Origin of the sequence: Natronorubrum texcoconense (assembly GCF_900100335.1) — an archaeon.
GTDB lineage: Archaea > Halobacteriota > Halobacteria > Halobacteriales > Natrialbaceae > Natronorubrum > Natronorubrum texcoconense.
The window spans coordinates 546,594-559,097 of record NZ_FNFE01000002.1; the positions used below are offsets into that span (position 1 = coordinate 546,594).

Below are 12,504 nucleotides of genomic sequence, written 5' to 3' on the forward strand. Positions count from 1 at the left end.
ACAGGTCCGTCGTCAAAAATCCGCGGTCCGCGGGCGGGCGAAGGGGCACCGCACTCTCGCCGACGGATTTACGCCAGATCGACGCCGTCGTCTCGATCCGTTCGATCGCTGAGGTCGCCGCCGTAGATGACTCCGCGTTCGGCGTCGAGCGTTACGACGCTGCCCTCCTCGGCCGCCGAGAGGTCGGCTCCGCTGATCATCGGAATGTTCATTTCGCGCGCGACCAGCGCCGGGTAGCCGGTCAGTCCGCGCTGGGCGTCGACGATCCCGCCGATCGTCGTCAGATCGCCCTCGAACTCCTCGTCGAAGTCGGCCGCCAGCGAGAGGATCGCCCCCTCGGGGACGTCCGAGAGGTCGCCGTCCGTCATCCGCACGAGCGGGCCGGTTGTTCGCCCTTCGACGACGACGCGACCGGTCGTCAGCGCCTCCGCGGCGACGTGGACTTTCAGCATGTTCGTGGTGTTCGCGCCCTCGAGTTCGGTCATCATGCCACAGAGGACGACGACGGTGTCGCCGCTGTCGGCGACCCCGGCATCGAGCGCGGCCTGAACCGCCTTCTCGACGACCGCGTCGGCGCCCTGATCCGACACGCGAGCGTACAGCGGCGTCACGCCCCACGAGAGGGCCAGTCGTCGCCGGACTTCGTGACTCGGCGTGGAGGCGACGACCGGAACGCCGGGTCGGTACTTCGCCGTTTTCAGCGCCGTGTAGCCGGATTCAGTCGCCGCGACGACCGCGTCCGCACCGATGTCGCGGGCGAGGAATCGCGCCGAGCGGGCCAGCGCGTCCGTCCGCGCCTCGCCTGCGGCGGGGACGCGTTGCTCGAGCATCTCGGCGTACTCCTCGGAGTTTTCGACCTGGCGGATGATGCTGCCCATCGCGTCGACGACCGCGACGGGGTGGTCGCCGATGGCGGTCTCGGCCGACAGCATCACGCCGTCAGTGCCGTCGAGAACGGCGTTCGCGACGTCCGAGGCCTCGGCCCGCGTGGGACGGCGAGCGTGGACCATCGAGTCGAGCATCTCCGTCGCCGTGATCACCGGCGACCCCTCGTTGCGACACTTGCGGATGATCCGCTTTTGAATCATCGGGACGTCCTCCATCGGACACTCGACGCCCAGATCGCCGCGGGCGACCATGATCCCGTAGGCTGCATCGATGATTTCGTCGAGGTTGTCGACCGCACCCGCGCGTTCGATCTTCGCGATCAGGGGGATTTCGACGCCCAGCTCCTCGAGCACCTCGCTGACCGCGTAGATGTCCTCGGCGTCGCGGACGAAACTCGCCGCGACGAAGTCGACCCCCTTCTCGGCGGCCAGTTCGAGGTCCTTGCGGTCGGACTCGGTGACGATATCGAGATCCAGTTCGACGCCGGGAACGTTGACACCCTTTCGGCCGCCCAGTTCGCCGCCGGTGTCGACGCGGGCACGGACCGACTGGTCGTCGGCCGCTCGCGAATCCGTACCTTCGCGCTCGAGGACGGTCGTCTCGATCAGTCCGTCGTCGAGCAGAATTCGGTCGCCGGGCTCGACGGCCCCGATCGGCAGTGAGAGACCGACGGTATCGGAAGACGCCTCGTCGCCTTCGACGAACCGGATCTCCGAACCGGTCTCGAGCGTCACGGATTCCCCCTCCGGAAGCGGTGCGGTTCGGATCTCCGGACCCTGCATGTCGAGCATCACCGCGACGGGCGCCTCTCGTTCCTCGTCGACGGCCCGAACGCGGTCGATCAGTTCGGCACGATCCTCGCGGCTCCCGTGGCTCGCGTTTAGACGGGCGACCGACATCCCGGCGTCGGCGAGCTCCCGGATCGTGTTCCGGTCGCTCGAGGCCGGCCCCAGCGTACAGACGATTTTCGCGTTTCTCATAGCTCGACGTAGCGGGAGTACGGCCAAAAAGATAGGTGGTTTACTCGTCTTCGAGTTGTTTTTCGTCCCGTAATGTGCCACGCGAACGGTTTTCCCACGGACGACCCACCCATCGAACATGGCCACGTACGTATCACTCGTCGATATCGACGATCGGGGCGTACAGAACGTCCAGGAACTCTCGTCGATCTGGGGCGAGATCAGGACGGAGTTCGAAGAGCACGAAGCCGACGTGATCGACTCCTACGCGATCCTCGGGGGACACGACTTCCTCGTCTTATTCGAGGCACCGGACCGGGAGTCGGCGTTCAAGTCCGCACTGACGCTGCGTCGTCACGGGCTGTCGGCGGAGACCATGGAGATCACCCACACCGACGATTTCGCGCATCTGGTCGACGAGGTGTGAGCACTCGTCTCGAACCCGATACCCGAATCGGATTTCGAACGTGACCGCGTCTCGATCCGAACGAAAAACGCAGTCGCCGGGAGCTACTTGATCTTCTCGCCGATTTCGGCGTCGCCGTGAGTCGTCAGCAGGTCGGCCTCCTCGCCCGCGGCGAGGATCATCCCGTTGGACTCCACGCCGAACAGCTCCGCGGGCTCCATGTTCGCGAGGAGCACGCAGTTCGTCCCCGGCAACTCGTCGAGATCGTGTAGCTGCTTGATCCCCGCGACGACCTGTCGCGTCTCGAAGCCGATATCGACCTCGAGTTTGGCGAGATCGTCCGCGCCCTCGATCCCCTCGGCCGATTCGATCCGGCCGACGCGGATGTCCAATTCCTGGAAGTCCTCGAATCCGATCCGGTCCTCGAGGAGCGGCTCGAGGTCGCCTGTGTCTGTCATATCACCGGATTCGTCTGCGTCGGTGTCGTCAGTTTCGGTTTCTCCCTCGTCGGACTCGTCCTCGTCGTCCGCGGCCGCTTCGACCCGCTCCTCGAGCTTTCGAGTGAGTTCCTCGACGCGCTCGTCCTCGATCTTCTCGAAGAGTTCGCCGGGTTCGTCGAAGGTTCGTGGTGGTGCCTCGAGGGCGTCCTCGAGGTGGGCGTCCGCGACCTCGCCGTCCTCGCCGATCTGCTCCCAGAGCAGCTGAGATTTATCCGGCGTGATCGGCTCGAGGAGGACGCCGACGGCCTTGGCGAGTTGGACGCAGTCGCGGATGACCTGCGCCGCCCGCTCCGGCTCCTCGTCCGTGAGTTTCCAGGGCTCGTTGCCCTGAATGTACTCGTTACCGAACTGGGCGAGTCGCGTCGCGGCGTGTCCGACCCCGCGGAGGTCGTAGTCGTTGACCGCCTCGCGGGTCTCGCCGATCGCGCCCTCGATACGCTCGTGGACTTCCTCGGAGACGTCCGCCTCTGGCGTCCCCTCGTAGTTCCGGTAGGCGAACAGGAGCGAGCGGTACCAGAAGTTGCCGACCGTTCCGACGAGTTCGCCGTTGACCTTCTCCTGGAACGCCTCCCAGGAGAAGTCGACGTCCTGCTGGAGGCCGCCCGTTGTCGTCAGGTAGTAGCGCAGGAGGTCGGGGTGGAAGCCCTCGTCTAGATACTCTTTCGCCCAGATTGCCCGGTTTCGACTGGTCGAGAGCCCCTTGCCATTGATCGTGATAAACCCGGTCGCCGCGATTCCTCGCGGTGCGTTGTAACCGGCACCCTCGAGCATCGCCGGCCAAAAGATGGCGTGGTGCTGGATGATGTCCCGGCCGATGACGTGGACGATATCGCCGTCGTCCTTCCAGACGCGCTCCCAATCGTACTCGTCGGTGCCGACGCGTTCGGAGTACTGTTTGGTCGAAGCGATGTACTCGATCGGGGCGTCGACCCAGACGTAGAGGACGAGGTCGTCGCCGTCACTGTCCGCTCCGTTGGGATAATCGATCCCCCAGTCCATATCCCGCGTAATACACCAGTCTTGCAGGCCGTCTTCGATCCACTGCCGGGGCTGGTTGCGCGCGTTCGAGGTTCCCTCGAGACCGTCGAGGAACTCGGTCAGATAGTCGGTGAACGCCGAGACCTCGAAGAATTTGTGCGCTCGCTGTCGGTACTCGGCCGGGTTGCCGGTGATCGTACTCTCCGGGTTCTCGACCTCGCCGGGCTCTAAGTGGCGCTGACAACCCTCGTCGCACTCGTCGCCGCGGGCCTTCTCGCCGCAGTAGGGACAGGTCCCGACGACGTAGCGGTCGGGGAGGTACTGGTCGGCGTCGGGATCGTAGGCGACCTGAATCTCCTTCTCGTAGATGTGGCCCGCCTCGTCCAGCGTTCGGACGATCTCCTGGGTCAGTTCCGTGTTCGTCTCGTCGTGGGTGTGCCCGTAGTTGTCGAAGTCGACGTTGAACTTCGGGAACGTCTCCTCGTACTGGCGGTGCCAGTCCAGCGCGAAATCCGCAGGGTCGACGCCCTCCTGTTCGGCGTTGACGGCCACCGGGGTGCCGTGCATGTCGGAGCCGCAGACGTAGGCCGTCTCCTGACCCAGCGTCTCGAGCGAGCGGTTGAACGCGTCGGCGCCGATGTACCCCCGCAGGTGGCCGATGTGCAGGTCGCCGTTGGCGTACGGCAACCCGCAGGTCACGACCGCGGGTCTGTCCGTCGGAAATTCGTCGGTGCTCATATCTGTGTGGTGTCGGTGGCGGGCGTAAAACCCGCCGGTTTTCGGTCGTCGGTCGATTCGCGAGCGATACCGGTCGCTTTCGGGCGAGCGGTCGAGACTGACTCGAGTTTCGGCGCCACGCGACCGTCGTATGACCGACGTGTTCGCAGCGTTCCACTCGGTGCGGTACCGTCGCTACGGGCGCATCAGAAAAGCGTCGCGGACGGTACGCGTCCTCATTGGTTCGGTGTAGTCAGTATAACCTCCTAAATGTTTGGCTCTGTGACTCGAGTGTCGTCTCTTCTTGCATTCCGATCGAGTGCTCGTCTGGTACGATTTGGAAATTTGTATTTCAACGTCGGTGAAATGGAAAGTATTGTTTATATACGGACCACAAGCCCGGATTTCCGGACTCGACGATCACGTACCGTTTTGACATATACGGTAACACACCCCAGGTATGAGCTCCGTCGATATCCCGCGCGAACAGTGGGCGACTCGAGTCGGTTTCATCTTCGCGGCCGTCGGCAGCGCCGTCGGCCTCGGGAACATCTGGCGGTTCCCGTTCCAGGTGGGACAGGAGGGGGGTGCCGGTTTCCTGCTGATGTACCTGCTGTTTATCGTCCTCATCGGCTTCCCGGCGATGCTCGTCGAGTTCGTCGTCGGTCGCCGCACCGAACGTAACCCCGTCGGCGCGCTCAAAGAGATCGGCTCCGGCGTCTGGCAGTACGTCGGTTGGATCTTCATCGCGACCGGCTTCGTCATCCTGTCGTACTACAGCGTCGTCGCCGGCTGGACGATCCGCTACACGATCCTTGGACTACAGGACGGCTACATCGCCGACGCCGCCGAGGCCGAGGGACAGTTCGTCACGCTCGCGAGCGGGCTCGACGCGATCCTCTTTCACGCACTCTTCATGGCCGCCGTGATCGCCATCGTCGCCGTCGGGATCGAACGCGGGATCGAACTCGCGGTGAAGGTGATGGTTCCCGCGATCATCGTCATCACCATCGGGCTGGCGATCTACGCCGCAACCCTGCCGGGCGCGGGCGAGGCCTACAGCTACTACCTCTCTCCCGAGTGGGGCGTCATCGCCGACAACTGGCAGAGCATCGTCCCTGCCGCGGCCGGTCAGGCCTTCTTCACCCTCTCGCTCGGCATGGGGGTGATGATCACGTACGCGTCCTATCTCGGCGAGGACCGTAACCTCGCGGAGGACGGCGCGATCATCATCGGCTTCGACACCTCGATCGCCTTTATTACCGGCCTGATCGTCTTCCCGATCCTCTTCACCGCGGGCGTCGATCCGGCCGACCCCGGCGCGGGTGCGATCTTCGTCTCGCTGGCCGCCGCGTTCGGTGACCTCACGCTCGGCTGGCTGATCGGGGCCGTCTTCTTCGGCACCGTCGCCATCGCCGCGCTCTCGAGTGCGATCAGTCTCATGGAGGTCGTCGTCTCTTACATCATCGACGAGCGCGGTATCAGCCGACCCACGGCCGCGATCGGCATCGGCGGCGCGATGTTCCTGCTCGGCGTTCCGTCGGCCTACGATCTCGTCCTGCTCGATCTCTTCGACCTCTTCGCCGACCAGATCCTCCTGGTGCTCGGAGGCCTCCTGCTCATGATCCTCGTCGGCTGGTCCCTCCCCGACCTCGCGGTCGACGAACTACAGCGCGGGATCGGTGATCTCGGCTCGCTCGGCCCGGCCTGGATCTGGGCCGTCAGGATCCCCGTCATCCTCGTGTTGCTCGTCGCGCTCGTACTCGGGATTCTCGACTACTACGAGTTCCTCACCGGTCCCTTCGCCGAGTGGGTCGGCGACCAGTAGTCGCCCGCGTTAGCCGTCCCTCTGCCCCTCCACACCCTCGACGCCCGTCTCGTTCCAGATCGACGGGAGCAGGTCCAGTCGGTCCGCGAGCAACAGCCCGACGCCGAGAAGCAACGAGCCGAAGAACGCGACGACGAACGCGCCACCGCCAGGGACGATCACGAGCACGACGGCGGCACCGACCCACGACAGCCAGGCCAGCGCCTCCCAGGGCCGACCGCCGTAGAGCCGCCAACTCGAGAGCGAGAGCGCGAAGCCGCCGAGCGCGGCCGCCACGACGATCCCCTCGAGAGCCGTCGACGCCGCGATGATCGCTGCGAAGCCGACGATCGCGACGCCGTCGATTCGATCCATTGCCATACTCGAGTCTTTCAGCGGCAGGGCAAACAGCTACCGATTGCTCGCGGTTCGACCACGTATCGATTTGTCGCTAGTGCTGGTCCCACGACTCACTAGCCAGCAGCTCTGTGGCGGTGGCGCGCGCTGTCGGTCGACGGAGCGAAAGCGACGGCGACCGGCGAAAACGTGCGAGTGAATCGGTTGGGGAGGATGTGGAGCCCCTAGTCGCCAGTATGTGCAGCGTGCTCACGTTCATTTCCGAAGCGACTGTACTCGAGACCGCCTCAATCGTCACTTACGACGGGCACGCTCGCGCGCACCTCGAGTCGATCCAGATCCCCGATAAACGACGCCAGCATCTCCCGCGTCACGTGGGGCATACAGACCACCCGCAACTCGCCCGTCCCCGTCCGGGAGATCCGCCATCCCTCGTCCCGCAGCGCGTCGAACGTCGACCGCGGCAGGTCGGCCGCGACCAGCGGCAGGGTCGGGTCGACGACGTCGTAGCCCCGTTTCTCGAGGGCGTCCGCGAGCCACTCGGCATTGTGCTGTGAGCGGACGTATTGCTGGCGGTAGCCGTCGGGCCACAGCTCGTCCATCGCCGCCACGGCGCTGGCGACCCCCGCCCCGGACCGCGTTCCCGTCAGCGTCGCCTGCGAGGTCGACTCGAGGTATGGCGTGTCGACCGCGAGCTCGTCGAGCAGGTGGTCCGAGCGAACCAACAGCCCGCCGGCGGGGACTGCGGCCTGGCCCATCTTGTGGGGATCGATCGCCATCGTGTCGACCGCGGCGTGGCCGAAGTGCCACTCGTGGTCGGTAAACGGCAGGACGAACCCGCCCCAAGCGGCGTCGACGTGCAACAGCGCCCCGACCGACCGAGCGATCTCGCCGAGTTCGGGGATCGGATCGACGCGGCCGTACTCGGTCGTCCCCGCGACGCCGACCACCATGGCCGTCTCCGCATCGACGCAGGAGCGGACGGCCTCGAGATCGGCCCGAAAGTCGTCGTCCGTCGGCACGATACGCAACTCCACGCCGAGGACGTCGGCGGCCTTCTGAAAACTGAAGTGGCCCGATTCGGGCATGACGACGTTCGGCGTCCGCGTCTCCGCGCGGTCGCGAGCGATCCGGATCGCCTGAATGTTCGCTTCCGTCCCCCCGCTGGCGACGTAGCCGGATGGGTCCTCGAGCCCGGCAATCTCCCCCAACGTGGCGATCGCATCCTTCTCGAGGGCCGCCACGTTCGGATACGTCCCCGGATCGCCGGGGTTCGTCGCGAGAAAGCGTTCGGCCGCCTCGCGTGCGACCGGGTGGGGCGCCGTACACATCGACGAGAGCACCCGATCGAACGACTGCGGCTCGATTTGCATATCACGCACAAGAACGTTCACCGGTTTCAACGTTGCGTTTAGCGCTGACACGTCCGTTTTCATACACTCGGAGAAACCGACTCGCGGTTGTCGTTGCGCTCGAGCGTCGCCGCGACTGTGTCGAGCAATCTGCAGGCACTAAAAAACCGTTCGACGGCGACCGCGGCGTCAGCGAACCGAATCGAGCAACAGCTTCTGTTCGGTCCGCTTGACTTCGTGCTGGACGTCGCGAACGGCGTCGATGTTCGCCGAGATCGAACTCACGCCCTCGTCGACGAGGAACTGAACCATCTCCGGTTTGGAGCCGGCCTGGCCGCAGATGCTCGTCTCGACGTCGTGTTCGCGGCAGGTCTCGATGACGTTCCCGATCAGTCGCAGGATGGCCGGATGGAGTTCGTCGAAGCGGTCGGCGACGTGCTCGTTGTTCCGGTCGACCGCGAGCGTGTACTGGGTGAGATCGTTGGTGCCGAAAGAGGCGAAGTCGATCCCCGCCTCGGCCATCCCTTCGATCGACAGCGCGGAAGCCGGCGTCTCGATCATCGCACCCCACTTGCGCTTTGTGTGGTCGATGCCTGCCTTCTCCATCTGCCGCTTGGCCTGATAGATGTCTTCGGCGTCGTTGACCAGCGGGAACATGATCTCGACGTTGTCGTAGCCCATCTCGTACAGTCGGCGGAACGCCTCGAGTTCGTGGGCGAAGACCTCGGGTCGGTCGAGCGAGCGTCGAATCCCGCGATAGCCGAGCATCGGGTTGTGCTCTTTCGGCTCGTTCTCGCCGCCCTCGAGCTGGCGGAACTCGTCGGTGGGCGCGTCGAGCGTGCGAACGCGGACGGGACGGGGATAGAACTCGTCGGCGACGCCACGGATACCCTCGACGAGCTCCGTAATGTAGGCGTCCTCGCCGTTTTCCTCGATGTACTTGGCGGGCGTCTGGTTCAGCGAGAGGATCATGTGCTCCGTGCGGAGCAGGCCGACGCCGTCGGCACCTGTCGCGGCCGCGCGTTCGGCGGCCTCGGGGATCGAGACGTTGACCTTCACCTCGGTTGCGGTCATCGGCTTGACCGGCGACTGCGGACGAACTTCTTCGACGGGTTCGGTCTCCTCGTCCGGTTCGACCTTCTGGCCCTCGAGCACCGCGCCCTTGTCGCCGTCGAGCGTGACGAGTTGGCCGTCCTCCAAGACGGTCGTGGCGTTCGTCGTGCCGACGATGGCCGGCACGCCCAGTTCGCGGGAGACGATGGCGGCGTGGCTGGTCATGCCGCCCTCGTCCGTGATGATCCCCGAGGCGCGTTTCATCGCGGGGACCATATCCGGCATCGTCATCTCGGTGACGATGATGTCACCTTCCTTGACCTTGTCCAGATCGTCGAGTTTCAGGACGATCTGTGCGGCCCCGCTGACGGTGCCCGGACTCGAGCCGAGTCCGTCGACGATGACGTCCCCGGAACTGGCGCTCGAGCCGCCGTCACCGCCCGATTCGACCTGCATGCCGCCGCTGCCACTGCCGTCGGTGACACCCTTCGCGGCGTCGACGACACCGCTCGCGTCGGGCGCCTCGGCTCCGTTTCCGCTCTCGTCGATGGTGGTGATCGGTCTGGACTGCAGCATGTAGACGTCGCCGTCGACGATGGCCCACTCGACGTCCTGCGGGGTGTCGTAGTGGTTCTCGACGCGCTCACCGAGTTCGACGAGTGTGGCGATTTCGTCGTCGCTGAGCACGCGGGCGTTTCGTTTGTCCGCGGGCACCTCGCGCTCGACGGTTTCGCCCGTCTCCTCGTCCTTTTCGTGCATCACCTTCTTCTCGGCGACGGTGACATCGGTCTCGTCGTCGTTGCGCGGGACGACGTAGTTGTCGGGAGAGACAGCCCCCGAGACGACGGCTTCGCCCAGCCCCCACGCGGCCTCGATGATCATCGTCGGATCGCCCGTCGAGGGGTGGCTCGTGAACATCACGCCCGACTTCTCGGCGTCGACCATCTGCTGGACGACGACCGCGATGTTGACCGCGGAGTGGTCGAAGCCCTGCTCCTGGCGGTAGTAGATCGCCCGCTGGGTGAACAGCGAGGCCCAACACTCCCGGACGCGGTCCAGAAGCGCCTCCTCGGTCACGTTCAGGAACGTCTCCTGTTGGCCCGCGAAGGAGGCGTCGGGCAGGTCCTCGGCCGTCGCCGAGGATCGAACCGCGACGAACGCCTCGCCGTCGCCGACCTCGCGATAGGATGCGAGGATCTCCTCGCGCAGGTCGTCGGGGAACGGCGTCTCGAGGATGAGTTCCTGTGCGCGGTCGGCCGCGGTCGCGAGCGCGCTCGAGTCGTCGACGTCGACCTCGACGGCCTCGAACAACTCCTCGTCGATTTCGGCGTCTTCGATAAACGATCGATAGGTTCCGGCGGTTACCACGAATCCCGGCGGCACGGGCAGCCCAGCACCCGTAAGCTCGCCTAAGGAGGCGCCTTTGCCGCCGACCTTCTCGAGGTCGCCGGCACTGATCTCGTCCAGCCAGAGTACAGCCATCTCTAGTGGCGTGGACACTCGAACGAATAAAAAGGGTTGCGAACAGTCGCGCCGATTCGCAACTCGGGACCGAATGAGTTTCGACGGTAGGCGCCGGTTTATCGCCGGTTCCGGCAATTCTTCCCGGCCGGCGTCGGTCGGCTCGTCGGTTGCGCTCCTACACGTTCCGGGCGATCGTCAGGTAGCCCGTGTGCCCGACCGGCGCGGTCGACGGTCGCGAGCCCCGGTCGTCGAACTGCATCTCCCGCTGGATGGTCTCGCGGGTCCGGACGTCCGACAGGCCGGCCTCGCGGGCCGTCTCGACGACCGCACGAGTCGACTCGATGAAGGGGCTGTAGACCGCGACGAACCCGCCCTCGACCAGTAGGTCGGGAGCGTGTTCGACCAGATCCGCGGCGTCGCCGGTGTCGAGCGTCATGACATCGAACGACGACTCCTCGAGGTCGTCGACTTCCGCGGTCAGGTCGCCCGTGCGGATGTCGACGGCCTCGGCGACTCCGCCCAACTTCATGTTCTCGCGCGCGACGTCGGCGAACTCCGGGTCGCGCTCGTAGGTCACGACCGACGCCCCGGCGCGGGCCATCGACGCCGAGAGCACGCCCGTTCCGGTGCCGGTGTCGAGCACCCGGTCTCCCTGTGCGATCCCCGTCTCGCCGATGATCAGGCCGATGTCGCGGGGAACCATCGGCGCACCCGTGCGCTCGAAGTGGTGAAAGAGGTCCGGGCCGCGCAGTCTGCGGACCCGAAACTCGTCGCCCAGATGGGTCTCGATCGTGTCGCCCGGCTGGACGTCTTCGGGCACCTCGAGGACGCCCAGATCGGTCCCCTGCTCCGCGCCGGGTTCGACGAGGTAGTTCCGGTCCTCGCGGACCAGCAAGACGGGAACGCGATCGCTCCCGACGTCGGGTTCGGCCTCGTCGCCGGCTCCGGCTTCCGCATCTGCTTCCGCTTCAGCGTCGCTCGTAGCGTCGTCGACGTCCGAATCGCGCTTGCTCACGCGCGTCACTCGAGGGATTCGACTGCTGCGGCGAGGTCGCCGTCGACGTCCTCGAGTGCTGCGCGGGCCTCGTCCTCGCTGACGCCGGTACGGGTCGCGACGAGCTCGACGTCGTCGTCAGGGATCGCGCTGCCGGCATCCGCGTCGCCACCGGCGTCGGCGCTCCCGCCTGCGGCACCGGACTCGACCTGTTCCGGCGAGCCGATGACCTGGTAGGTCTCCTGGCCGCGGGCGTCCATCTTCGTGACTTCGGCGTCGTTGAAGACGAGGTCGTACTCGTCCGTGCGGATAATAACCTCCTCGGCATCGATATCCTCGACGTCGATCCCCATCTGTTCCATCATCTGTTCCATCTTTCGCGGGTTCAGTCCGCCGCCTCCTCCGAACATACCCGACACGTCGGCACCGGTGACCTTTTACCCTGCGGTCTAGGGCGCCCAGCGGTGACCGATCCCCTCACGCGATCGCGGCGAGTCCGAGCAACGGGAGCGCGACGTAGACGGAGTGATACAGGAGCGTCGACGCGCCGACGTGGAAGAGATATCGACGCCGCGGATACGAACTGACACCGGCGGGGATCGCGATCAATCCGCGACTCCACGGGATCACGTTCGTCCCGAAGACGGCGACGTCGCCGTAGCGGTCGAACCAGTCACCGACCCGGCGGAACCGGTCCGACGACGGATCGAAACTGAGGTAGGGGACTGCCGAGACGATCTCCTCGCCGTATCGTCTGCTTCCGGTGTAGACGGCGAACTGGCCGATCACGTGCGCGACCGTCACGAGGACGACGATCGTCGCGGCACCTACGTGGGTCGGGGTGGTGAGCACCACGTACCCCGAGAGGAACACGCTCGTCGGAAAGATCTTCCCGATAAGGGCGCCTTTCAAGACGAAGACGACGAACAGCGCCGGAAGACCGGCGACGCTGATCGCGGCGAGGGCGTACTCGAGCCAGAGCGTAGCGGACGACATGGGTGGGGACGGTGTCGAGGGAACGGCGCGACA

10 protein-coding genes are annotated in these 12,504 nt (G+C 65.5%); 2 read left to right on the plus strand and 8 right to left on the minus strand.

Features of this window, described 5'->3' with window-relative positions; genetic code table 11:
* Positions 1-68: 68 nt before the first annotated feature.
* Complete coding sequence (pyk, locus tag BLT08_RS08960) at positions 69-1,868, minus strand: pyruvate kinase (protein ID WP_090305167.1); 1,800 nt, start codon at positions 1,866-1,868, stop codon at positions 69-71.
* Positions 1,869-1,986: 118 nt separating this feature from the next.
* Here pyk and BLT08_RS08965 point away from each other — a divergent pair, with 118 nt between their 5' ends.
* Complete coding sequence (locus BLT08_RS08965) at positions 1,987-2,274, plus strand: GYD domain-containing protein (RefSeq protein ID WP_090305170.1); 288 nt, start codon at positions 1,987-1,989, stop codon at positions 2,272-2,274.
* 83 nt (positions 2,275-2,357) lie between these two features.
* On the opposite strand, the gene metG is transcribed toward BLT08_RS08965, so the two are convergent.
* Positions 2,358-4,469, minus strand: a complete 2,112-nt coding sequence (metG, locus tag BLT08_RS08970) for a methionine--tRNA ligase (RefSeq protein ID WP_090305173.1) — start codon at positions 4,467-4,469, stop codon at positions 2,358-2,360.
* Between the two features lie 439 nt (positions 4,470-4,908).
* Between metG and BLT08_RS08975 the strand changes: the two genes are divergently transcribed.
* Entirely contained in the window at positions 4,909-6,276 is a 1,368-nt protein-coding gene (locus BLT08_RS08975; protein WP_090305176.1) for a sodium-dependent transporter, read from the plus strand.
* 9 nt (positions 6,277-6,285) lie between these two features.
* Here the strand turns inward: BLT08_RS08975 and BLT08_RS08980 are convergent, their stop codons facing one another.
* The 6 genes from BLT08_RS08980 to BLT08_RS09005 all read right to left on the minus strand — a co-directional run bounded on the left by BLT08_RS08980 (position 6,286) and on the right by BLT08_RS09005 (position 12,471).
* Positions 6,286-6,636, minus strand: a complete 351-nt coding sequence (locus tag BLT08_RS08980; RefSeq protein WP_090305179.1) for a hypothetical protein — start codon at positions 6,634-6,636, stop codon at positions 6,286-6,288.
* A 263-nt stretch (positions 6,637-6,899) separates the two neighbouring features.
* The gene (gene mfnA, locus BLT08_RS08985; RefSeq protein WP_090305182.1) at positions 6,900-7,985 is read right to left on the minus strand and encodes a tyrosine decarboxylase MfnA; all 1,086 of its coding nucleotides are present in this window, start codon (positions 7,983-7,985) and stop codon (positions 6,900-6,902) included.
* A 168-nt stretch (positions 7,986-8,153) separates the two neighbouring features.
* Positions 8,154-10,499 (minus strand): phosphoenolpyruvate synthase, encoded by a 2,346-nt coding sequence (gene ppsA, locus BLT08_RS08990; RefSeq protein ID WP_090305184.1) that lies wholly within the window; start codon positions 10,497-10,499, stop codon positions 8,154-8,156.
* Positions 10,500-10,656: 157 nt separating this feature from the next.
* Positions 10,657-11,505, minus strand: coding sequence for a 50S ribosomal protein L11 methyltransferase (locus BLT08_RS08995; RefSeq protein WP_090305187.1), 849 nt, complete (start codon positions 11,503-11,505; stop codon positions 10,657-10,659).
* On the minus strand, positions 11,502-11,885 hold the full coding sequence (locus BLT08_RS09000; protein WP_090305190.1) for a nascent polypeptide-associated complex protein: 384 nt from the start codon (positions 11,883-11,885) through the stop codon (positions 11,502-11,504). Before BLT08_RS09000 ends, BLT08_RS08995 begins: the two co-directional genes overlap by 4 nt.
* Positions 11,886-11,952: 67 nt before the next feature.
* Entirely contained in the window at positions 11,953-12,471 is a 519-nt protein-coding gene (locus BLT08_RS09005) for a DedA family protein (RefSeq protein ID WP_090305193.1), read from the minus strand.
* Positions 12,472-12,504 lie beyond the last annotated feature (33 nt).